Consider the following 21,906-nt stretch of genomic DNA (forward strand, 5'->3'; position numbering starts at 1 on the left):
AGAGCATGAGCGTTGCCATACCTTTGCAGGAGGCGAATGCGCCATGGCGAAAATGCCGCAGGAAAAACACCCCCCAACCGAAGGAAGTCCCCCGAACGGGACCGGAGCCTTTGCCCCCGGAAACGGTGTCCAGGACGGGGATGAAGCTTTCTGCCCCGCGGCTCTCCGGGGTATCTCCCAGAGAATAATGAAAGACCGGTGGATCGAAAGCCTGTCCGCCAACCTGCACGGGTTGCTCTTCCAGGTGAGGCGGGCTCCCTCCGGCAAAGATCTTATCGCCTGCATTGGAGGAACCCTTGCTTCCTATTTCGGTTTTAGCCCAGACAATGCCCCGGTGGACAGGGATGCTTTTTTCCGGAACGTCTCTCCCGGCGACCTTCCAGGGGTTGTCCGGTCTTTCGATGAAGCCATGGAAAAGAAGAGCACCTGGAGGTGTGAGTTCCGTCTCGAACTTCCTGAGCGCCGCCGGTTTTTCGTCGAGGGGACGGCGTCACCGACGGAGGAGCCCGAGGGCAGCCTTCTGTGGCACGGGTTCCTCGCGGATGTGACGGAGAGGAAGGACCTCGAGGAGAGGCTGAAGGACCAGCTGGAACTCCAGGAGCAGATCTTTGCCACCATCCCCGTGCCCCTCGTCCTCAAGGATCATTCTTCACGGTTCCTCCAGGTCAACGAGGCTTTCGCAGATTTCGTGAACAAGCCCAGGGAGGACATCCTGGGAAAGGGCCCCCATGAGGTCTTCGGCCCGGAGCTGGCCGAGCTGGTCTTCCGGGAAGACCGGGAAATTCTCCGGACAGGGGAGACGAAGATGGACCTTGAGCGCCGGGTGACTGATGGTCACGGCAGGCTGATGTGGCTGAAATCATACAAGGGACCCATCCGGAACAGCCGGGGAGAGATCGTGGGCATCGTGGGGGGCAACATGGACATTTCCGCCGTGAAGGACGCGGAAGAAGCCCTCAGGGAGAGTGAAGCCCGCTGGAAGTTCGCCCTGGAAGGATCGGGGGCGGGGGTCTGGGATCTCGACGTCCGGACCGGCGATATCTTTTTTTCGAAACAGTGGAAGGCTTTGCTTGGCTACGAAGACCACGAGGTCCGGAATTCCCTGGAGGAATGGAAGAGGCTGATCCATCCGGACGACGCAGAAGGGACCTTCCGGCAGATTGAACTTACCCATGAGAAGAATCTGGACGTCTGTACTGCCGAGTTCCGGATGAAGCGGAAGAACGGGGAGTGGGCGTGGATTCTCGGCATGGGGAAAGTGGTGGAGCGGGACGGAGACGGGAAGCCGCTCCGGGTGATCGGCACCCACACGGACATCACTGAAAGGAAGAATGCTGAAAAGATCATCTTCCACCAGGCCACTCACGACGCGCTCACCGACCTGGCCAACAGGTCCCTGTTCAATGACCGTCTCGAGATGGCCATGGCCGAGGCCAGGCGGTGCGGGAAAAAAATCGGGGTTACTTTTCTCGACCTGGATAATTTCAAGAAAGTGAACGACGCCCTGGGGCATTCGGCGGGAGATATGCTGCTTGTAAGCGCCGCAGAAAGGATGCGGCGGACGCTCAGGGATACGGACACCCTGGCCAGGATCGGGGGGGACGAATTTGCCTTTCTTTTCCCCCTGGTGGAGGACCGGGCCGAGGTGGAAGCCGTGGCGGCCCGGATTCTGGAAACGCTCTCCGCGCCGTTCATCATCGAGGGACGGGAGTTCACCATTTCCGGGAGTATGGGGATCTGCCTCTTTCCGGAGGACGGCGGCGATGCGCAGACACTCATGAAGAGGGCCGACATGGCCATGTACGAGGCAAAGCGGGCGGGGAAGAACACCTGGCGCCACTGGGCGGGGTTACCCTGTTCCGTCAACGGATAAACTTGCCGGAAGAAAGGATGAAGAACATGTTTCCGTCATTCAGCTATGAAATGCCCACCAGGGTGGAGTTCGGCCGTGGGGTGGCGCTCCGCACAGGGGAAGAGGTCGGAAGGATCGGCGGCACGCGGGTTCTGCTTATCTCCGACGAAGGGGTCCGGAGGGCTGGACTGCTCGACCGCGTCACGGAGAGCCTTGACCATGCTTCCGTTCCCTGGGACCTGTTTCTCGATGTGGAACCCAACCCGAAAGACCGGAATGTCCATGCCGCGGCTGCCGCAGTGTCCAAATCGGGGGCGGACTGTCTCGTGGCGGTGGGCGGAGGCAGCCCCATCGACTGTGCCAAGGCCGTGGCCATCGTGGCCGCGGCGGGGGGCAAGGTCAGGGAGTACGAGGGACGCTTCAAAACCTCCGTCCTTCCCCTTCCCATCATTGCCGTGCCGACTACTGCCGGAACGGCGAGCGAGCTGACCTTCGGCTCCGTCATCACGGACACGGCGGCGAAATTCAAGTTCACCGTCAAGAGTCCCCTGCTGGCCCCGAAAGTGGCCCTGGCCGACCCGGAAATGACGGCCACCATGCCGAAGAACCTCACCGCATTCACGGGAATGGACGCCCTGACCCACGCCATCGAAGCCTATACCTGCCGGGCCGCCACGCCCTTCTCCGACGCTCCTGCCATTGTGGCCATGGAGCTTATCGGGAAGTATCTTCGCAGGGCCTGGAAGGACGGCTCCGACATGGAGGCCAGGGAGGGAATGCTCCTCGGGAGCCTCCTCGCCGGGGTGGCCTTCAGCCATTCCGACGTGGCGGCGGTCCACTGCCTCGCCGAGGCTCTGGGCGCACTGTACGACGCTCCTCACGGAGCCTGCAACTCCATCGCCCTTCCGGCCGTAATGGAATTTTCCATGGATGCCTGCGTGGACCGGTACGCCAGGGTGGCCGCCTGCCTCGGCCTGTCCTTCTCCACTCCCCGGGAGGGGGCGGAAAAGGCCGTGGAAGAAGTGAAGCGGATGGCCATAGATCTTGAGCTGCCCTCTCTTTCGGTTTTCGGCATCAAAGAGGAGGATTTCGACGAGATCGCCGCGAAATCGGAGGCCAACTCGTCGAATCCGGACAACCCGAAGATCCTCACGAAGGCCGACTATGTCGGGATCCTCAAAAAACTGACCTCCGCATAAGGAGGGGTCCGCCGTGCCGGCCTGCTGAAAATCCGGGTTTCCGCGGAGAAAGGCTGTTTTGAAGGCGGACAGGAAAAGGAAACAGAAAAGCGAAGGGAGAACGGGCAGTTCCCGCCTTCGCTTTTTTATTGCTCGAGAAGGGCCGCCATCTCCTCCATGTTTTCGGCCAGCTTGTCCCGGAAAGCGAGCAGGAGCGGCTCCAGGGAGGTTCGGCTTGTCATGGTGAAGACCAGCTTGTGGGGGAACATCAGGTAACGGACGCCGAACCCCTCGTCGTCCGACGGGCCGTAACCGTAGATGCGGAATGCCTCAGTGGGGCCCGTGCTCGTGGAGACCATGTTCCTGGAAAGAACGGCGTATCCGGGCGAGGAAAAGAGGGCCGGCGGTTCGTGAACTCCTATCTCCCGGCCGAAGCGTTCCATCATCTTCCGGAGGCCGAAGAGGTGGCGGTCCACTCCCCGCCCGTCCCGGCATTCCGAGACCCGTTCACTGTGGGCCCTTGAGGCGGCCTTCAGGGCTTCCGCGGTCCGCCTGTGCGCGAAGGCGGCCGCTTCCGCCGTGACTGGGCGCATGGCCTCGGTGCGGCCCAGGAGAAACTGCCGGGTCATCACCGCTTCATAGGCGTTCAGGAATCTTCCGTACAGGCCGAAGACCGATGTCTGCATGGCCACCTGGCAGAATGCGTCGGGACTCATCCCGAGGCCCTTGATTTTCTCCCGTCCGAAGGCTGAGAATTCAAGGACGGCCAGCGTAGTGTTCTTCCGCAGGCAGTGGAGGGCCTGTCCGGCTTCTTCGAGATGCCGGACGGCTTCTTCGGAAAGGTGAAAGGGCAGCGGCAGGGCGGAAAGAGCCTGCCATTTCCCATATCCGCCCGTCCCGCCGGACCTGAGAATGACGGATGCAAGAAGCGCGTGCTGGGAGCCGTCCAGGCCGGAGTGCTCGAAGTTCAGGCCCGCTTCTCCCCTTTCATCGACGATGATCTGGAAAGACTTGTCATACCATCGGTTCGCTCCTCCTCCGGAGAGATAGTGAAGCCCCTTCCCCTGGAGAGAGGGCGGGGTTTCCGGGTCGAGACAGAGGACAAAGAGGGCCGACTCTATTCTCTCCAGGTTCCCGCGGTTCTCCGGACAGATGGAGGCGATCGTTTCCCTGAGAGCCCCCCAATCCCTCCGGGGGAGTGATGTGCCGAGGCCGATCTCCCCGCCGGGCCGCGGGGAAGCGGCAATTTCATCGAGACGGACGGCGAGGCTTTCATGGGATGCCTCGTTCCCCTCCGGAGAGAGGACGTCCAGCGACCATGCCCCTCCCCCGCACAGGACGGTGATGTGGCGGCTGTCCGGCCGCGTGGCGAGTTCGTCGCCGGAGAGACCGGCAATTCTCGTGGTGCCGAACAGATTTCTGTACTGGCTCATGCACAGAGGCGTTCCCCGGTCGGTATCGGGAGGGAGGGTTTCGCTGTCGATGCTTTTTTTCAGGGAGAGTGCGGCGGAGATCAGCCATGCTGCCCTCCGGGAGCGGGGGGACGGGCTGAGGAGAGGCGGAAGGTCCAACAGGGAAAAGACATTGCTGTTGATCACAAGGGGGGCGGGGGATTCGAGATAGGTCCGGAGCCAGAAGTCCGAGAGCCAGCTTTCCGGCGTCTCTTCGGACCACTCCTCCAGGCGGCGCTGGAGCTTTCTGCCCGCCCCGCCGGGAGCGAGAAAGGCCCGGGCTGACTCCGCCGTCTCATGCCGGCCCTGTTCGTCAAGAAGGGGAGCCGTCCAGTCCAAAAATTTCGGGAGGGTTTCCTCAAGAGGAAGAACAGGGAGCCTGGGAAGGCTCCCCTGGAAAGCAAACGTGCCGGATGTTTCCGGATATTTTTCAGCCATGGAGAAGGTTACCTCTTGGGCGGTTCCCACCGCTTGGCCATGTTCTGAGTGAGACGGTCGATGACAATGGCCAGGAACACCACGCTCATGCCCGCTTCGAATCCCCTGCCCACGTCGATGCGGTTGATGGAGAGCAGGACTTCCTGTCCCAGGCCCCGGGCACCGATCATGGACGAGATGACGACCATGGCCAGGGCCATCATGGTGGTCTGGTTCACTCCTGCCAGGATGCTCGGCATGGCAAGGGGAAGGCGCACTTCCCTGATGAGCTGCCAGCGCGTGGCGCCGTAGGCCAGGGCAGCCTCCTCCACGGGCTTGGGAACCTGGTTCAGCCCGAGGGCGGTCAGCCTGATCACGGGAGGAAGGGCGTAGATAAGGGTGGCGAGAACAGCGGGGACCTTGCCCAGTCCGAAAAGCATCATTGCCGGTATGAGGTAGACAAAGCTCGGCATGGTCTGCATTCCGTCCAGAAGGGGACGGAGAACGGCGGCGACGGGCCGCAGCTCCGCCATGAGCACGCCGAGGGGCAGCCCGATGATCAATGCCATAAGAACGGCGGTGATGATCACCGAAAGGCTTTCGACGGCCATTGCCCAGAGACCGAACATGCCGATGACGAAGGGCAGGGATGCCAGAATCACGGAGGAAATGAGTTTTTTCGACGAATACCAGCTCAGCAGAAAGACGCCCGCTATGTAGGCCCACCACGGGATGAACGTGAGAATCGAGTTGACTCCGAGGAGGAACGAGAGTATCCCGTCGGAAATGGAATCGAAGACGGGGGAGTAGGCCTCGATGAGATTGTTAATGAATTCATTCACCGCCCCGGCCACGTGGTACCGGAAAGCTTCAGGAAACATGGGATGCTCCCTCCTTCCCCGCCCTGCTTCTGGCCAGGACCTCTTCGGCCCGCCTCATCTGCTCCCGTTCGTCGCTGACGAACCGCATGACATAATCATCTGCCGGGTTCGCGATGACCTCGTCGGGAGACCCGACCTGGACGATCTCTCCTTTTTTCATGATGGCCATGCGGTCTCCCATGCGGAGCGCCTCGGAAAGGTCATGGGTCACGAAAAAGATGGTCTTGTGCATAACCTTCTGAAGATGGATCATCTCGTCCTGCAGCTCCCGCCGGATGAGGGGGTCGAGCCCGCTGAACGGCTCGTCCATGAGCAGGATGGGCGCGTCCATGACGAGAGCCCGGGCGATACCCACCCTCTGGCGCATGCCGCCGCTCAGGGACGCCGGGTAGTATTTCTCCCATCCCTTGAGCCCGACCTTTTCGATAGCGTCCGCTGCTTTTCCCATCCTGCATTCCTTTTCTTCTCCCCTGAGCTTCAGGCCGAAGGTGACGTTCTGCAGAACCGTGCGGTGGGGCAGCAGGCCATAATGCTGGAAGACCATGGCGATTTTTTCCCTGCGGAAATTGACGAGCTGCCGTTTGTTCATCGCCGTCACGTTCTCGCCGTTGATGATGATTTCGCCGGAGGTTGGTTCCACGAGACGGAGCAGGCACCGGATAAGGGTCGATTTGCCGCTGCCGGAGAGCCCCATGATGATGAACGTCTCTCCCTGCCTGATTTCCAGTGACACGTTTTTCATCGCCACCACGGCGTCTTCTCCCCTGTCAAGCTCCTCCACACGCTCCTCGTTCTCCACGTCCGAAGAAGAAACGGTCAGGCCCTTCTTACGGGTATAGATTTTCCAGAGGTCGCGGATAAGAATGGCCTCCGCTGCGGTTCCGCCCCCGGAAACGCCGGATGCGGCGTCCGCCTGCTGCGGGGCGTCCAACTATTTCTCCTCCTTCAGCGCCGCGGTCACTTTTTCAGCCACGTCGGAGGAAACCCAGGATGTCCAGACATCCTCGAAATTTTTCAGGAACCAGACGGCGGCCTGCCGCGTATCCGCCTTCGTCTCGAACATGAAGCCGAGGACCTTGTTGTTCTGCTCGAGGGTTGTGCTGTAGTTTTTCAGGAATGCCGCGATGTCGGGGTTGGCCTCCGCGAACTTCGCATTGGCGACGATGAGCACACGCACCGACGGAATGGCGCAGGCGTACAGGTTCTCGTCGTTCCAGAGCTTTTCATCGTAGGGGGGCTCTTCGAGCATGGTCATGTCAAGAAGCCCCATGACCCACGTGGGCTCCCAGTAATAGGCCAGGACGGGCTGGCCCCGGTCGTAGGCCCTCTTGATGGCGGTGGAGAGGGCGGTTTCGGAGCCTGCGGAAAAGGCATCGTAATGCTTGTCCAGGCCGTAGCCCCTGATCTTCATCTCGTTGATGGACGTGACCTTCCAGCCTGCCGGTCCGTTGAGAAGGCGCCCCTTCTTCGGGTTCTCGGGGTCCTTGAAGAGCTCCCAGTATTTCGGAAGGTCGGCAACGGACTTGAGGTCGGGAGCGACCGGCTTGATACCCCGGGCTTCGTCTCCCTTGATCATGTAGGTGGGAACGTACCATCCCTGGGGGGCGTCGGGGAAATTCGTTCCGAGGCTCACCATTTTTCCGCTGGCCGTGGCTTTATCCCAGAACTCGAGAATGTTGTCAACCCAGCCTTCCATGGAAAAGTCGGCGTCTCCCCGCTCGATGCCCATCATTCCCGGAAGGGACTCGGCGAAGATGAAGTCAGTCTCTTTGCCGAATCCTTTCTCGATGATGTAGGCCGCAATGCGGTTGTGGATCTGGACGCTGTCCCAGCTGAAGTCGACCAGCGTCACGGGGCGGGCTGCCGCCGTTCCCGGAAAGGCGGTAAACAGGCATAGGACTGCAAGAACAAGCGCAATAGTGGTTCGCATTTTCATGCAAACACCTCCTGGTAGGAATTTTTTGCGTTGGATGCCGGTAAAGGAAATGGACATCCGCGAAGAAAAATGAAGTGTTTCCCCTCGGGGTGAACATGTATTATCTGATTAAAACTCAAGGCGCACAATTTGTCAAGATAGATAATTCTGTATTGTATATCCACCCTCCCCCTGTGGGCGCAGGCCCCGGCAGGGGGTATACTTATCCTCACCTACTATCCAAAAGGGGGCTGAGCTATGCGAAACGTGGTGAACGGTATGAAGGGATATTTTGACCGGGGGATGGACTTCCTGTTCAGGCAGATCGACGAATGCCCGGACGACCTCTGGAACAGGAAGGGCGGCGGATTCTTTTATTGGCAGCAGGTGTACCATGCGTTCTTCTGCGTGGACTATTTCCTTCTCCCCCCCGAAGGGGAGATGGTGGAAGAACCTTTCGGACGGGCTGTGGCCATGTTCAGCGAGGTGCCTCCGGTAGCTCCTTCGAAGGAGACTGTGAGAGAATTCGGCGCAGTCATGAGGAAAAAGGCGGACGAGTGGATTGCCGCCCTCGACGACGAGTCCCTGGGGCTCAGGCATGAGGGAATGACGGCCCGGAAGAAGGCGGAAACATGCAACGGTGCGGTTTTTGCCTCCCTGTGCGGCCACAACATGTACCACGTGGGGTGCCTCGATTCGGTGCTCCGGGAGCATGGCCTGAAGGGAGTCTACTGATCCCTGACGGTCCCTGACGGACGGGGAGACCGGTTCCGGAGGGCAGACCCGTCATGGTATGATGAACCCCGGTCCTGCAGGACCGGGGTTTTTCCTGCGGCCCGCAGGAGCACGAAAGTGTACGGAGAGGAGGAGTATGGTGCCGGCCCCATTGTTTGTCTTCGCCCCGGACAGGTCTGTTCTCGGCCTTTCTGGCGGTCCTCGTGTCGGGGGCCTCTGTTCTGGCGTCCGCCGGGTACTTTTCCTCTCCTGAAGACCGCCGCTTTTACTCTTCCTGGACCGCCGTCTTCCTCCTCACGGTCCTTGGGTGCCTCTTCTCCGCCTCCTGGCTCGGCTACCTCGTTTTCCTCGAGCTGTCCACCGCCGCCCTGTTCTTCCTCACGGCCCGGAAGGAGCCCCGGACGGCCTTCCGGTACCTCACGGCCCAGCTTGCGGGGGCGGCCCTTCTTCTGGGAGGGATCGCCGGCGCGGGGGGCGGCCTTGCCTTCGGCCCGGTGGAAGGGGATGTCCGCCTTCTGTTCATCCTGGGCCTGGGTGTGAAGACGGCGCTGCCGGGTCTGCACTTCTGGCTTCCGGAGACCCACGGGAGGGCGCCTGCGCCTGTGAGCGCCCTGCTGTCGGGGGTGGCGGTGAAGACGGGAGCCTTCGGCATCCTGACGGCCCTCGGCGGCGTGCCGTCCCCGGGCCTCGTGGCCGCCGGGGCCGTCATGGCGCTCTGGGGCGCTCTTCAGGCCACGCTCCAGTCCGATGTGAAGCGGCTTCTTGCCTACAGCACCGTGAGCCAGCTGGGGTACGTGATGGCGTCTGCGGGAGCGGGAGGAGCGGCGGGAGCGGTGTACCATTCCCTTGCCCACGGGCTGTTCAAGGGGTGCCTGTTTCTGTGTGCGGGGTCGCTGGAGAAGTCCTTCGGCACCCGGGACCTCGGCCTGCTGGAAGGGCGGGGGCGGGAGCTTCGCTGGACCCGTTGGCTGTTCTGGCTGTCGGCGGCGGCCATCATGGGTCTTCCGGGGACGGTGGGGTACGGGAGCAAGATTTTCGTGAAGGAGCCGCTCGGCAGCTGGCCCCTTGCGGGGATTGCGCTGGCCGTGGCGAACGGGGGAACGGTGATGTCCTTCTGCAAGATGGGGTACTATGCCTTCGGCCCCGGAAAGAGGAGCGCCGGTGGACGGTCCGTGAGCGAGAGCGGTTGGATGGTGCTCGGTATGGTTCTGCTGTCGGTGCCCGTGGTGGTGCTGGGGCTGTTCCCCGGCGTGTTGGGGAGGCTGCTCGGCGGGGGAGAGCAGGAGCTGTTCTCCGCGGGGAAGCTGGCGGAGAGCCTCGGGGTGTTCTGTGCTGGTGCGGCGCTCTTTTTTCTTTTCCGGAAGAGGCTGGGGACACTCGGGGAGCTGCCGGATGCGGACCGTCTGACGGACCGCCTGCCCGCGTTTTTTGCCCGAGCGGTGCTCCCGTTCCGGCGCCTCCAGGGGGGCAACCTCCGGGAATATCTTCTGGCCGCGGTTTCCGCGGCCCTGCTGCTGGCGGTCCTTCTGTTCTGAGGACGGGCGGGGGAAGGATGATCTCATGATCTTTTCTGACTACTGGATGCTCTGGCCGATTGTCGTCCCCCTGGCGGCGGCGTTCGTGCTGCAGGTGCTGGACTATTTCGTTCCGGAAAGGATGGAGGGCTGGATAAGGATTTCCGCTGTCGTCACCGCAGCGGCTGCCCTCGGGGCTTCCTTCTCCGGCTGGAACGCGGTGCGGGTGCTCCATGTGGGGGGGTGGGCCGCCGAGCTTGGAATTATCCTCGTCACCGACAGGCTCTCTTCCGTTTTCCTTCTCGTTTCCTCCCTGGGGGGGGCGGCTTCCGCCTGGACAGTGTTTTTCCCCTTCCGGAGGGAGAACCGCCGCTTCTGCGGGTTGTTCTTTATTCTCTGGGGAGCGCTCAACGGAATTCTCGTCACGGGCGACCTCTTCAACATGTACGTTTTTTTTGAGATCCTGGCCGTATCGGCCTATGTGCTGGCAGGAGCCGCCATGACCCGGGAAGGCCTCGAGGCGGGGCTGAAATACCTCGTCCTCGGCACCGTGGGGGCCCTGTTCCTTCTTATGGGAACGGCGCTGCTCTACATGGGGAGCGGAACGCTGAACCTCGCCCTTCTTTCCTCCGCCATGGAGAGCGTTCCCAGGGGTGCGGCCGCCGCCGCCGCCGCGTGCCTCCTGACAGGGCTCGGACTTAAAATGGGAATGTTTCCCTTTCATTTCTGGCTTCCCGACGCTCATTCGTCCGCGTCCACAGGGGTGAGCATGATTCTGTCCGGAGTGGTGGTGAAGGCCTCTTTCTACGCCCTGCTGCGGATCGTGTTCCTTCTTTTTCCGGCAGGGTCCGGCTTCTTTTCGGTTCCCGACATCCTTCTGGCTCTCGGTGTTCTCTCCCTCGCGGCGGGGCACCTGTCCGCCCAGCGACAGCATGACGTGAAGCGCCTCCTGGCGTGGTCCACGGTGGCCCACATGGGGTACCTTCTGATCGGCGCAGGGTGCGCTTCTCCCCTGGGCATCGGCGGAGCCCTTCTTCACGCGCTCAACCACGGGGCGGCGAAAATGGGGCTCTTCCTCGGTGCCGGCGGGCTGTATTCCCTTTCGGGGAGCAGGAACTGGCGTTCCTTCGGGGGGGGCAGCGTCACGCCATCCCCGGGAAACGGGAGCCATGGCCCTCCTGGCGGCGTCTCTGGCGGGCATTCCTCCCCTGGGCGGCTTCTGGAGCAAGTGGATGATTCTCCTGGCGGCGGCGGAGCGGGGGGCCTGGGTTGCGGCCCTGGCGGTGGCTGCGGGTACAGTCCTCTCGTGCCTCTATTATGTTCCTCTTTTCTTCGTGCTGTACGGTCCGTCACGGCCCGAAGTCTCCGCAAAGAAGTCGGGAGCCCCATTCCCCGGGGGAAGGCTACTCCTTGCCCTCGGCGCTTCAGCGGTGCTCCTCGCGCTCCTCTATCTCGTTCCCGGGCTGCGGGAGCAGTTTGTTTCGGCGGGAACGTCGGCCCTGGTCCCGGACGCCTACATCGGGAACGTCCTGGGCAGGCCGGTCCCCTGACGGTGTATATCCATGGCAAGGAGGTTGATCTCGCCCATGACCGAAAAAAAGGAACTGCGGGAACTCGTGTCACCATTGCAGGAAGTTCTTCTTGAGTCCCGGCGGACGGCCATGACGGCCGTCAACGCGGAGATGCTCAGGGCCTACTGGGAGATGGGAAAAATTCTCCTGGAGGCACGGGAAGGAGAGAATGTCCCGGATGACCTTCTCGAAGCCGTGTCGGCGGAGCTGGCGCCGGAATTCGGGAGGGCGTTCAGCGCGAAGAAGCTCGCGGCCATCCGGTCATTCTACGGCGAATACGCCCACCGGCCTCCCCTTATCCGCTTCCATGAAAAAAACGAGCTCGCGGAATCGGGGCTTCCGCCCCTTAACCCCAGGCTCAGCTGGACCCATTACCGCCTCCTTCTTTCCCTTCCCGGGGAGGAGGAGAGAAAAGCGGCCGAGCGGATGACTCTTCGGGAGCGGTGGTCCGTATCCGAACTGGAACGGCAGCTCGGGAACGGAACCCCCCTGGTGTGCCCGGATACGGGAGAGGAGTGCGACGACGGTCCCTCCTACCCAGAGGATTTCGCCTCCGATCCTCATGTCCAGGCCTTTCTCGGGGTCCCCGAGAGGCAGCGTCTCACGGAAACCGTCCTCGAACGGGCTCTCATCGACCATCTGCAGACTTTTTTCCTCGAGAAAGGGCAGGATCTCTATCTCGTGGAACGGCAGAGAGAAACCGTCCTCGACGGAGAAGCGGTTTTCACCGACCTCCTCTTCTACTCCAGGCCCCTTCATGCCTTTCTCGCGGCGGAACTGGTGTACGGCGATTTTTCCCGTGAGGATGAACAACGGATGGAGCGTGTCCTCCGGAAGATCAGGGAGGACGGCCTGGTGGAGGATGAGACGGAGAATCCTCCGGCGGGGCTTCTCCTCTCGGTGAGGAAGGACGGCGGGCGGATGAGGTATATCTTCCCTGCCGGGGCCGCCGGGCAGGAACAGCGATACCGCTCCAGGCTCCCCCTGGAGGAGGATATCGCCGCCGAGCTTGAAAGGGAGCGGGACGAGATCCTGGCCCGCTACCCCTTCCTGGAAGAATGACATTCCCGTGCCTTGACAAAACGAATTCATCGGGGCTATAGTAGAGACGCAGGGGAACTTGAAAAAGCAGAATATTCTGCGCGCTTGATGAGTGCGTTCAGGGTGTTTTGCCCCACATACATGCAACAGGTGTACCTTCTACCGGGGAAGCTCCGCTTCCCCGGTTTTTTTTATTCTTTGCACCACACTTTCATCAGAATATGGAGGGAATAACATGGCAAAGCCGATAGTTGCGCGGTGGGAATGGAGGACCTTCGGGGCGGGATTCGACGAACCGGAGGAAAGGATCCGGACGTACGAACAGGGCAATTTCAAGGAGAGCGGGGAAGTGTACGTGCTCTCGAAGAACAGCGACGAGAACGTGAAGGTCCGGGACGACCTTCTTGACATCAAGTCCCTGCAGGAAGTGAACGCCGACGGTCTCGAACAGTGGTTCCCTGTGCTGAAGGCAGGTTTTCCCATCTCCGTGGAGGACCTGAAGAAGGTTTTCGGCTATTTCAAGGCCCCCGAGCCCATTTTCGGGCGGAAGGAATATACCTTCGACCAGTTCCTGAACGAGATCGTCCGTCCCAACCAGAATCTCCGGCTCGTCCAGGTGAAGAAGAAGCGGTATATCTACGTCATCAACGGGGCGGTCACCGAGATCGCCGAGACCGAATTCGACGGTGTGGCCCTCAGGACCATCTGCGTGGAGCACGAGGACCCCGAGGTGGTCATGAAGACGGTGCGGGAACTCGGAATGGAAGATCTGCCCAACATCAACTACATCCAGGCGATGAAAAAGACCGTGGGGATGGCGTGATTCCATGGACACCGTCAAGGCAGTCATAGACGTCGGCACCAATTCCATCAAGTTCCACGCCGCGAAGAAAAAAGCGGACGGGTCCCTTGAGACCGTGCTGGACAAAAACGACATCGCCCGCCTCGGCGAGGGGCTCAGGGAAACGGGGCTGATCGCTCCGGAAGCCCTTGAACGGAACGCCCTGTCCGTGGCGGCCTTCGCAGAAAAAGCGAAGGAGCTGGGTGCCGTGCCGGAGATCGTAGGCACCATGGCCCTCCGGACGGCGAAGAACGCAGCGGACTTCGCCTCCAGGGTGAAGGAGCTTACGGGCCTCGATGTCAGGATCATTCCCGGCGAGGAGGAGGCCAGGCTTTCCTACCTTGCCGTCCTTTCCGGCCTTCCCCTCGCTGGAGGGGAGCTCGTCACCTTCGATACGGGCGGAGGAAGCACGGAATTCGTCTACGGCAGGGGCACGGAAATGGTGCGGAAGTTCAGCATACCCCTGGGGGCGGTGCGCATCACCGAGGAATTCTTCGCCGACGACCCGGTTCGTCCGGGCTCGGTGGACGCTGCGGTGAAGGAAATCCGCTCGAGCCTCACCGGCGGAGGGGTACTCGGCTCCCCCGAGGTGATCGTGGGCATGGGCGGAACCGTCACGAGCCTTGCATCCGTCAAGTTCAAAATGGAAACCTACGACCCCGACGTGGTCCAGGGGTCGGTCCTCACCCTGGCGGAGCTGAAGGACATGGCCGCCATGTTCGCCTCCATGACGCTGGAAGAGCGGAAAGGGGTGACGGGATTGCAGCCGAAGCGGGCTGATGTTATCCTTGCCGGAACATGTATCGTCTGCGCCATCCTGGAACTGCTCGGCGCCTCCTCGTTCACCGTGAGCGACAGGGGCCTGCGCCACGGGCTGGCCTACGAACTTTTCAACCAATAGGGGAATTCGCCCGGGAAAACAGGATCCGGGGCAGGGAAATTCCAAAAATTCTCAGGAGGTGTTTTTTCATGAAACGGATCATTGCCGTTCTGTGCATCGCGAGTCTCGCTGTGCTCGGGGCCTCGGCCGCCTTCGCGGCCTACCCTGAAAAACCCATACGAGTGGTCAACTACGTGGGACCGGGCGGCCTCATGGACGTGACGAGCAGGAAATTCGTCTCCATAGCCAAAAAATTCACCGACGCCACCTTCGTGGTGGAAAACAGAGAGGGCGCCGGCGGCCTGGTGGGGATGCAGGCGGTGCTCGAGCAGCCCGCCGACGGATACACCGTCTTCGCCGCCACCACGTCCAACATAGCGAAGGTGCTCACGTCCAAGAAGGATGTGGATGAGTTCATCTGGGGATTCGAATGGATCGCCATGCTCATGAAGGACCCCGAGTGTCTCATCGCTGCCAAAGACAGCCCCCTCAACACCTGGGAGGCCGTCTTCAAAGAAGCGCAGGAGAAAAAGGGCGCCCAGCTCTGGACAGGTCCCGCCGCGGGAGGCAACGACCACCTCATGGCCATGAAGGTCTGGGAGAAGAGCGGAATGAGCGCGAAGTGGATTCCCTACAACACAGGCCCTGAAGCCATGATGGCCCTTCTCAGCGGCCAGGGTGCGGTGTACGTGGGCAACCCCGCCGACATCGGCGGACGGGAAGGCTTTACCATCGTCGCCATTGCCCGCAAGGAGCGTTCCCCGAAGTTCCCGGACGCCCCCACCTTCACGGAACTCGGAATCCAGGGGCTCGAGGACGAGGCCATGTGGCGGGGCTTCGCCATGAGGAAGGGATCCCCCGAAGAAGCCATGGCCTGGTGGGAGGATCTTCTGAAAAAAGTGGCCGCCGACCCCGAGTGGAGGGAATTCCTGGAGAAGGACGGCATCGACGTGGTGGACTACGGCCGTCCCGAATTTACCGCCCAGATCAAGAAGGACATCGAGGACTCGACTCACTACCTCAAGCAGTACGGCCTGATCAAGTAAGCGTCTTTGCAGGCTGAAGAGGGATGCCCCCGGGGCGTCGTCGGAGAAGGCGGCGCCCCGTTTTCTTTACCGGGGGCTCTGGAAAAATCATTACTTCGGGCGATACCGCCCGGGGAGGTGGAAACTGGTGGAAGAAATGCTCGTTTTTCTCTCGGGAGGCACAGGGCTGCTTCTCTGGGCCGCAGGCCTCCCGGCAGTGCTGTTGGCAGTGTGGGCCGCCACGGGACGGGAGCGCCTGGCCCCGTTCCGGGTCCGGATGCTCATCTGCGCGGCCCTTTTGTATCTTTCCTTCGTCTTTTTCTTTCTGTCCTTCGGTCTCGAGGAGATCGAGGCCGTGGGGAGCAGCGCCAGGACAGCGCCGAGGCTCTGGGCGGCGGGACTCGCCCTCTTTACCGCCGACCAGCTTCGCCGCACGTTCCAGGGCCGGGCTCCCCGTGATCCGGAAAGCGGCGACATCCGGCGGGTTCTCGCCACCGCGGCGGTGGTGGCCTTTTCCCTTTGGGGAATGGACATCGTTGGGTATTATCTGTCGTCGGCCGTCATGCTCCTCGTGCTCTGCGTCCTTCTCGGCGAGAGGCGTCCGCTCGTGGTCCTGTCCCTCGCCGGGGGATGGGTCCTGTTCTCCTGGGCCGTGTTCTCCCGAATGCTGACCCTCAATCTGCCCGAGGGGCTTTTTTTCTAAGAAGGGGGAGCGACTGAATGGAAATCCTTTCGAATCTTGCTGAAGGGCTCGGCGCACTCATGGCCCCCGTTCCCCTTCTCGTGATCCTGGCAGGCGTGTGCGTTGGCATTCTCGGCGGGGCCATGCCCGGAATCTCGCCCTCCATGGCGGTGGCCCTGCTGCTTCCCTTCACCTTCGGCATGTCGCCGGCCATGGGACTCGTCATGCTCTGCGCCATCTACCTGGCGGCGAATTACGGCGGGTCCGTCACGGCGGTCATGATCAACACCCCGGGAACGCCTTCAGCGGTGGTCACCGCCTTCGACGGATACCCCCTCACCAGGAACGGGAAGGCGGGTACGGCCCTGGGCATCTCTCTCATCGCGTCGGTGGTGGGAGGATTTGTCGGCATCGCCATCCTGGTGCTCTTTTCCGCTCCCCTGGCCAGGTTCGCCCTGAAGTTCTGGCCTGCGGAATATTTCGCCCTGGCCATCCTGGGCCTTTCCACCATAGCCTCCCTTGGAGGCGGGCGGTGGCTCGAGTCCTTCATCGCCGTCCTTCTCGGCCTGCTGCTGAACACCATCGGACTGGATCCCCTCAGCGGGGTCAGCCGGTACACCTTCGATGTTCTCCGCCTGTACGACGGATTTTCCTTCATTCCCGTCCTCATCGGCCTGTTCGCCCTGAGCGAGGTATTCTCCGGCATCGAGTCGGGGGAAATCGGACATCCTCCGGCAGCCCCCGACAAAGAACGGTCGCCCTGGCCCAGCCTCAGGGATTATATGAAGCTGAAGTTCTCCATGCTCCGGGCGGGAGTCCTTGGAACAGTGATCGGCATATTCCCTGGTGCCGGAGGTACGATAGCCTCATTCATCGCCTATGACGTGGAAAAGCGCCTGAGCAAAAACCCCGCCGAGTTCGGTCAGGGTGCTCCCGCAGGCGTGGCGGCCGCTGAGGCGTCCAACAGCGCGTCCGTCGGCGGAGCCCTTGTTCCGCTGCTGACTCTCGGCATTCCGGGAAGCTCGTCGGCGGCAGTCCTCATCGGGGCCCTCATGATCCACAACCTCCAGCCCGGGCCGGAGCTCTTCACCAAGCATCCGGAGATAGTCAACACCCTTTTCTCCAGCCTCCTGGTGGCCAATGTGTTCATCCTGGCCCTCGGTCTCCTCGGCGCCAGGCTCTGGATCAAGGCCGCCCTCATACCGAAGCGGCTGCTCTATCCCCTCATTTTCGCCTTTTCCTTCATCGGCAGCTACGCGGTGCGGTCCTCCGTCTTTGACGTGGGGGTGTGCCTCGTTTTCGGCCTCGTGGGATGGCTTCTCTCCAGGGCGAAGTTTCCCGTTTCCCCCGTGGTCCTCGGAATGATCCTCGGCACCATGATCGAGAAGAATCTCAGGGCGACCCTCATGATGGGAGGATTCTCCCTCTTCGTGCAGCGGCCCCTTTCCCTGACCCTGCTTCTTCTGGCCCTCGCCTCGGTGGCTGTGCCCGCCCTGCGGGAGCGGAGAGCTGCCCGGAAGGGAATACTGTGAGCACCCATCTTTTTTCGTACTTCAATATCCTGGGCGGTCTGGCTCTTTTTCTTTACGGTGTCGAAAAAACCACCGCCGCCTTCGGATCCAGTTTCGGTGCCGGTTCAAAGGACCTGATGGTTCGTTTTACCCGGCAGAAACCCATGGCCTTCCTTTTCGGCGTGGCCCTTGCTGCCATCGCCCAGGGGAGCACCGTGGCCACGTCCTTCGCCATAGGCTTCGTGGACGTGGGCATGCTCTCCTTTGCCGGCTCCGTGGTGGTGATGATGGGGGCCAGCGTGGGAGGCACCTTCGTGACCTTCCTGCTCAGCCTCGACATCGCCGTCATCTCACCGCTCCTTTTCGCGGTAAGCTTGCTCCTTGTCCGGTATGGCCGGGGGAAGGCCTATCGGCTCGGCACTGTCCTCCAGGGGCTTTCCCTCCTTCTTTTGGGCATGTTCGTCCTCAAACTCGGGGTTCAGCCTCTCCTGGCGACCCCCGGTTTTGCGGCCCTGGCGGCCCATGCGGGGGAAAACGGCTTTTTGACGGGAATCGCGGCCTTTGTCGTCACGGCCATTCTGCAAAACAGCTCCGCCGTCATGGCCCTGGCGGTGACCCTTGCCACCTCCGGCGCCATGCCGGTGGCGGCGGTCCTCCCGGTGATTCTGGGATCCCACGTGGGGTCCTCGGTGACAACCCTCATCGCGGGCATGTCGGGCAAACAGAACGCCAGGAAACTCGGCATCTGCTCCTTTGTCTACAAGGTGCTCTGCCTTCCCCTGTACATTCCCGTCCTTCCGTGGTTTGAAAACTACATCTTCAACGGGCCCGGGGGATTGGCGAGCAAGATCGTCCTTGCTCAGGTCGGGGTGGCCCTGTACAACGCCGTCGTTTTCTACCCTTTCACGGAAACCCTCGCCCGATTCTCCGCCGCCATCGCCGAGCGAGCGGGGCGGGAGCGCCTGGCTGCCCCGGTCTATCTCGACGAGGATCTACTTGAAATACCGTCCCTGGCCATCCTGCTGCTTTCGAAAGAGATGATCAGGCTGGCGAACTACATCGAAATGTACTGCCAGGTTCTCTTCGTTTCCGGCCCGAACGGAAACAAGGTGTTCCAGGAGCTTCCCGGGGCCATCCGGGAACTTTCGGAGGCATGCGAGGAGTACATGTACGGCATCCACATCCCATCGGACGACGACGTTCTTCGGGAAAACTACTCCACGGTGTCCTATTCCATGGTATCCTTCCGGCAGATGGCGAAAATTCTTTCCGGGGAGCTGCGGCTTCTCGCCGAGGCAGGAGTGGGAGGGCAGCTCGCCAGGGAGCTCGGGAAGACCACCTGGGACGAGCTCACCAGGGTGGCCATGACGGATATCCGGCTTGCCCTGAGGGCCTTCGCCCTGGGGGACGTGGATTTCGCCGTCGTTGCCGGGAAATATGAACGGGAGTTTGAGGAACTGGACAGGAGAATCCGGCTGCGCCTCGGCGCGGACGCCCTCAACCGCAGGGAGCTCGCTCCCCTCGTGGACTTCCTGTCCCAGATTTTCCTTCTCGTGAAGACATCCCTCGAGATTGCCCGGGGTGAAGCCTACCGGGAAGGTATGGTTCGGAAATAGCCCAGGAGGTGGAGCAGCCCAGTGACCCACGGAAAAAACAACAAGTCCATTCAGGCCTTTCTTTATGCGTCCGACCGGGAACGCATCGTCACCACGGTGATCCGGATGGGGGAGATGGCGGCGGACGCTCTTCAAAATGCGGTGAATGCCCTTTTCAACCATGATGCGATCCTGGCCCAGAAAGTCATCTTCAACGACGACTTCATCGACAGGCTGGAGGAGGCCGTGGACCAGGAGTGCCTCGGATCCATCGCCATGAGAAGCCCCGGCAAGGAAGAGCTCTGCTTTGTTTTCGGTGTCCTGAAAATCATCACAGACCTGGAGCGTATCGGCGACCAGGCGGTGAATATCGCCGAAAAAGCCCTGAAGATACGGAGTGCCACCGCCTTCCCCAAGAAGGACAGGATCCTGTCCATGCTGGACACGGTACTCTCCATGTTCCGCCATGCCCTCGAGGCATTCCGCACCGGCGACAGGGAGGCCGCCTCCGCCCTCTGGAAGCAGGACGACGTGGTGGATGAGATCTACGCCCAGTGCTACGAAGAATTTATCGATTCGGCCATCGCCGGGGCAGCGGGAAACCACGAGGAGGTGGAGCGGGGGGCCGTGGAACTGTGGGCCGCCCGTCACCTCGAAAGGGCGGGAGACCACGTGATCAATATCGCGGAGAGGGTCTATTTCATGGTGGAGGGCAAGTATTTCCCGAGCAGGGAAGAACGGGAAAAGAACAGGAAAACGGATGACAGGACAAATCGATGACAGAAACCCCGGAAGGACGCCCTCGAAACGAGAGCGTCCTTTTTTTCTGACCAATCTTGACAGATGTGGAAAAACGGATATAATTTCCATAGTCAGCATTAGTCAGTAAATCAGGGGGGAGACACCATGAAAAAAGCGGTCGGAATAGATCTTGGAACAACAAATTCAGTCATTGCGGTCATAGAGGGCGGTTCGCCCGAAGTCGTGGCCAACGCCGAGGGAGGGAGGACCACTCCTTCGGTGGTGGCCTTTACCAGGGAAGGGGACAGGCTGGTCGGTTCTCTCGCGAAGCGGCAGGCCACCCTCAATCCTGACGGGACCCTCTTCTCGGTGAAGCGGTTCATCGGCAGGAAATACAATGAAGTGGGGTCGGAGCTGAAGATCGTTCCCTACAAGGTCACCGAGGGGCCCAACGGCGCCGTACGGTTTTCCGTGAACGGAAAGGAGTACGCCCCCGAGGAGATCAGCGCCTCGGTACTGAAAAAGCTCGTGACTGACGCTTCGGCCTACCTGGGGGAGAAGATCACCGACGTGGTCATCACCGTGCCGGCATATTTCAACGACGCCCAGAGGCAGGCCACGAAGGATGCCGGAACCATCGCCGGGCTGAACGTGCTCCGGGTGGTAAACGAACCCACGGCGGCAGCCCTCGCCTACGGCCTGGAGAAGCAGAAGGAACAGAAGATCATGGTGTTCGACCTCGGCGGCGGCACCTTCGACGTATCCATCCTCGACATAGGCGACGGCGTGGTGGAAGTGCTCGCCACGTCGGGAGACACCCATCTCGGAGGCGACGACTTCGACAAGGTGGTAGTGGACTGGATCGCCGACGAGTTCAAAAAGGAGAACGGTATCGACCTCCGGAAGGACAAACAGGCCCTGCAGAGACTCTACGAGGGTGCGGAGAAGGCGAAGTGCGAGCTTTCGTCCCGTGCCTCCACGGAAGTCAGCCTCCCCTTCATTACCGCCGACGCCAACGGGCCGAAACACCTCAGCATGACAGTCACCAGGGCGAAGTTCGACCAGCTCACCGCCCCTCTGGTGGAGCGCTGCGTGGCTCCCGTGAAGGACGCCCTTTCGGCAGCGAAGCTCACGGAAAAGGACATCGACGAGGTGGTTCTCGTGGGCGGATCGACACGAATTCCCGCTGTGCAGGACCTGGTCCGGAAGCTCACCGGCGGAAAACAGCCCAACATGTCGGTGAATCCCGATGAGGTGGTGGCCGTGGGCGCGGCTGTCCAGGCCGGCATAATCAGCGGAGAGATGAAGGATGTGCTGCTTCTGGACGTGATCCCCCTTTCCCTGGGGGTTGAGACCATGGGCGGCGTGATGACGAAGCTCATCGAGAAAAATGCCACCATTCCCTGCAAGAAGGCGGAGATTTTCTCCACGGCGGCGGACAATCAGCCGGCAGTGGACATCGTGGTGCTCCAGGGCGAGCGGGAGATGGCGGCGGACAACCGGATCCTCGGCAACTTCAAGCTGGAGGGTATCCGCCAGGCGCCCCGGGGGCTGCCCCAGATCGAAGTCACCTTCGACGTGGACGCCAACGGCATTCTCAATGTGAGCGCCCGGGACCGGGACACCGGCAAGGAGCAGCGGATCACCATCAACGGATCCACCAATCTCGACACGGCGGAAGTGGAGCGGATGATCCGGGAAGCCCGGGAACATTCCGCCGAGGACCGGAAGAAAAAGGACCTTGCCGAAGCCCGGAACGATCTGGAGGCTTCCGTCTACCAGCTTGAGAAGATGCTGGAGCAGGGCGGGGCGAACGTGCCGGAAAACGAAAAGGCCCGGGCACGCTCCCTGGCGGAGGATGGCAGGTCCGCTCTCGCCAGGCACGACGGGTCTCTCGAATCCCTGAAAGTGGCCGCTTCCGACGTGAAACAGATGATCCAGATCCTGTCGTCCTCGTCCGCCCAGGGGCCGGAACCCCAACCCGCTTCGTCGGCAAGGGAAGACGACAGCGTGGTGGACGCGGAGTTCACCGACGGGTCCGGAGGAGGATGCTGAGGCGTCTGATGCCGTCTCCGT

General features: G+C 61.4%; 18 protein-coding genes and 1 pseudogene. 15 read left to right on the forward strand and 4 right to left on the reverse strand.

Features of this window, described 5'->3' with window-relative positions; genetic code table 11:
* Positions 1 to 43: 43 nt before the first annotated feature.
* A complete protein-coding gene (locus tag C8D99_RS05550; protein ID WP_133957131.1) occupies positions 44 to 1,873 on the forward strand; it encodes a sensor domain-containing protein in 1,830 nt (609 codons plus the stop codon).
* Positions 1,874 to 1,899: 26 nt separating this feature from the next.
* On the forward strand, positions 1,900 to 3,051 hold the full coding sequence (locus C8D99_RS05555; protein WP_243833839.1) for an iron-containing alcohol dehydrogenase: 1,152 nt from the start codon (positions 1,900 to 1,902) through the stop codon (positions 3,049 to 3,051).
* A 125-nt stretch (positions 3,052 to 3,176) separates the two neighbouring features.
* On the opposite strand, the gene C8D99_RS05560 is transcribed toward C8D99_RS05555, so the two are convergent.
* From C8D99_RS05560 to C8D99_RS05575, 4 genes are read right to left on the reverse strand one after another with little or no spacing between them, the layout of a single operon-like run.
* Positions 3,177 to 4,919 (reverse strand): choline/carnitine O-acyltransferase, encoded by a 1,743-nt coding sequence (locus tag C8D99_RS05560; protein ID WP_133957133.1) that lies wholly within the window; start codon positions 4,917 to 4,919, stop codon positions 3,177 to 3,179.
* Positions 4,920 to 4,927: 8 nt separating this feature from the next.
* A complete protein-coding gene (locus tag C8D99_RS05565) occupies positions 4,928 to 5,779 on the reverse strand; it encodes an ABC transporter permease (protein ID WP_133957134.1) in 852 nt (283 codons plus the stop codon).
* Entirely contained in the window at positions 5,769 to 6,710 is a 942-nt protein-coding gene (locus C8D99_RS05570) for a betaine/proline/choline family ABC transporter ATP-binding protein (RefSeq protein WP_208321097.1), read from the reverse strand. Before C8D99_RS05570 ends, C8D99_RS05565 begins: the two co-directional genes overlap by 11 nt.
* Positions 6,711 to 7,715 carry an ABC transporter substrate-binding protein gene (locus C8D99_RS05575; protein ID WP_133957135.1) on the reverse strand — a complete coding sequence of 335 codons (1,005 nt, stop codon included), beginning with the start codon at positions 7,713 to 7,715 and terminating at the stop codon, positions 6,711 to 6,713.
* A gap of 237 nt (positions 7,716 to 7,952) precedes the next feature.
* Between C8D99_RS05575 and C8D99_RS05580 the strand changes: the two genes are divergently transcribed.
* The 13 genes and pseudogenes from C8D99_RS05580 (at position 7,953) to dnaK (ending at position 21,885) form a co-directional block, all read left to right on the forward strand.
* Positions 7,953 to 8,429: a DinB family protein gene (locus C8D99_RS05580; RefSeq protein ID WP_133957136.1), complete on the forward strand. Its 477-nt coding sequence runs from the start codon at positions 7,953 to 7,955 to the stop codon at positions 8,427 to 8,429.
* A 155-nt stretch (positions 8,430 to 8,584) separates the two neighbouring features.
* The gene (locus tag C8D99_RS05585) at positions 8,585 to 9,964 is read left to right on the forward strand and encodes a complex I subunit 5 family protein (RefSeq protein ID WP_208321098.1); all 1,380 of its coding nucleotides are present in this window, start codon (positions 8,585 to 8,587) and stop codon (positions 9,962 to 9,964) included.
* A 121-nt stretch (positions 9,965 to 10,085) separates the two neighbouring features.
* Positions 10,086 to 11,060, forward strand: a pseudogene (locus tag C8D99_RS15745) (complex I subunit 5 family protein); the annotation flags it as partial.
* A 52-nt stretch (positions 11,061 to 11,112) separates the two neighbouring features.
* A complete protein-coding gene (locus C8D99_RS15750) occupies positions 11,113 to 11,493 on the forward strand; it encodes a proton-conducting transporter transmembrane domain-containing protein (protein ID WP_420808813.1) in 381 nt (126 codons plus the stop codon).
* Between the two features lie 36 nt (positions 11,494 to 11,529).
* Entirely contained in the window at positions 11,530 to 12,576 is a 1,047-nt protein-coding gene (locus tag C8D99_RS05595; RefSeq protein WP_166670023.1) for a PDDEXK nuclease domain-containing protein, read from the forward strand.
* A 214-nt stretch (positions 12,577 to 12,790) separates the two neighbouring features.
* Positions 12,791 to 13,378 (forward strand): hypothetical protein, encoded by a 588-nt coding sequence (locus tag C8D99_RS05600; RefSeq protein ID WP_133957140.1) that lies wholly within the window; start codon positions 12,791 to 12,793, stop codon positions 13,376 to 13,378.
* Between the two features lie 4 nt (positions 13,379 to 13,382).
* Positions 13,383 to 14,297 carry a Ppx/GppA phosphatase family protein gene (locus C8D99_RS05605; RefSeq protein WP_133957141.1) on the forward strand — a complete coding sequence of 305 codons (915 nt, stop codon included), beginning with the start codon at positions 13,383 to 13,385 and terminating at the stop codon, positions 14,295 to 14,297.
* A 68-nt stretch (positions 14,298 to 14,365) separates the two neighbouring features.
* Positions 14,366 to 15,322 (forward strand): Bug family tripartite tricarboxylate transporter substrate binding protein, encoded by a 957-nt coding sequence (locus C8D99_RS05610; protein WP_133957142.1) that lies wholly within the window; start codon positions 14,366 to 14,368, stop codon positions 15,320 to 15,322.
* Between the two features lie 136 nt (positions 15,323 to 15,458).
* Positions 15,459 to 16,004 carry a tripartite tricarboxylate transporter TctB family protein gene (locus C8D99_RS05615; protein WP_243833845.1) on the forward strand — a complete coding sequence of 182 codons (546 nt, stop codon included), beginning with the start codon at positions 15,459 to 15,461 and terminating at the stop codon, positions 16,002 to 16,004.
* 17 nt (positions 16,005 to 16,021) lie between these two features.
* A complete protein-coding gene (locus tag C8D99_RS05620; protein WP_133957144.1) occupies positions 16,022 to 17,515 on the forward strand; it encodes a tripartite tricarboxylate transporter permease in 1,494 nt (497 codons plus the stop codon).
* Entirely contained in the window at positions 17,512 to 19,110 is a 1,599-nt protein-coding gene (locus tag C8D99_RS05625) for a Na/Pi cotransporter family protein (RefSeq protein ID WP_166670024.1), read from the forward strand. Before C8D99_RS05620 ends, C8D99_RS05625 begins: the two co-directional genes overlap by 4 nt.
* Before the next feature lie 21 nt (positions 19,111 to 19,131).
* Positions 19,132 to 19,869 carry a phosphate signaling complex protein PhoU gene (gene phoU / locus C8D99_RS05630; RefSeq protein WP_133957146.1) on the forward strand — a complete coding sequence of 246 codons (738 nt, stop codon included), beginning with the start codon at positions 19,132 to 19,134 and terminating at the stop codon, positions 19,867 to 19,869.
* A gap of 126 nt (positions 19,870 to 19,995) precedes the next feature.
* Positions 19,996 to 21,885 carry a molecular chaperone DnaK gene (gene dnaK / locus C8D99_RS05635; protein ID WP_133957147.1) on the forward strand — a complete coding sequence of 630 codons (1,890 nt, stop codon included), beginning with the start codon at positions 19,996 to 19,998 and terminating at the stop codon, positions 21,883 to 21,885.
* Positions 21,886 to 21,906 lie beyond the last annotated feature (21 nt).

The organism is Aminivibrio pyruvatiphilus, from assembly GCF_004366815.1.
GTDB lineage: Bacteria > Synergistota > Synergistia > Synergistales > Aminobacteriaceae > Aminivibrio > Aminivibrio pyruvatiphilus.

Excerpts from the sequence above, each read along its gene's own strand:
- C8D99_RS05550 (WP_133957131.1), top strand. The coding sequence starts at position 44 with ATGGCGAAAATGCCGCAGGAAAAACACCCCCCAACCGAAGGAAGTCCC.
- C8D99_RS05555 (WP_243833839.1), top strand. The coding sequence starts at position 1,900 with ATGTTTCCGTCATTCAGCTATGAAATGCCCACCAGGGTGGAGTTCGGC.
- C8D99_RS05560 (WP_133957133.1), bottom strand. The coding sequence starts at position 4,919 with ATGGCTGAAAAATATCCGGAAACATCCGGCACGTTTGCTTTCCAGGGG.
- C8D99_RS05565 (WP_133957134.1), bottom strand. The coding sequence starts at position 5,779 with ATGTTTCCTGAAGCTTTCCGGTACCACGTGGCCGGGGCGGTGAATGAA.
- C8D99_RS05575 (WP_133957135.1), bottom strand. The coding sequence starts at position 7,715 with ATGAAAATGCGAACCACTATTGCGCTTGTTCTTGCAGTCCTATGCCTG.
- C8D99_RS05580 (WP_133957136.1), top strand. The coding sequence starts at position 7,953 with ATGCGAAACGTGGTGAACGGTATGAAGGGATATTTTGACCGGGGGATG.
- C8D99_RS15750 (WP_420808813.1), top strand. The coding sequence starts at position 11,113 with ATGGCCCTCCTGGCGGCGTCTCTGGCGGGCATTCCTCCCCTGGGCGGC.
- C8D99_RS05595 (WP_166670023.1), top strand. The coding sequence starts at position 11,530 with ATGACCGAAAAAAAGGAACTGCGGGAACTCGTGTCACCATTGCAGGAA.
- C8D99_RS05600 (WP_133957140.1), top strand. The coding sequence starts at position 12,791 with ATGGCAAAGCCGATAGTTGCGCGGTGGGAATGGAGGACCTTCGGGGCG.
- C8D99_RS05605 (WP_133957141.1), top strand. The coding sequence starts at position 13,383 with ATGGACACCGTCAAGGCAGTCATAGACGTCGGCACCAATTCCATCAAG.
- C8D99_RS05610 (WP_133957142.1), top strand. The coding sequence starts at position 14,366 with ATGAAACGGATCATTGCCGTTCTGTGCATCGCGAGTCTCGCTGTGCTC.
- C8D99_RS05615 (WP_243833845.1), top strand. The coding sequence starts at position 15,459 with ATGCTCGTTTTTCTCTCGGGAGGCACAGGGCTGCTTCTCTGGGCCGCA.
- C8D99_RS05620 (WP_133957144.1), top strand. The coding sequence starts at position 16,022 with ATGGAAATCCTTTCGAATCTTGCTGAAGGGCTCGGCGCACTCATGGCC.
- dnaK (WP_133957147.1), top strand. The coding sequence starts at position 19,996 with ATGAAAAAAGCGGTCGGAATAGATCTTGGAACAACAAATTCAGTCATT.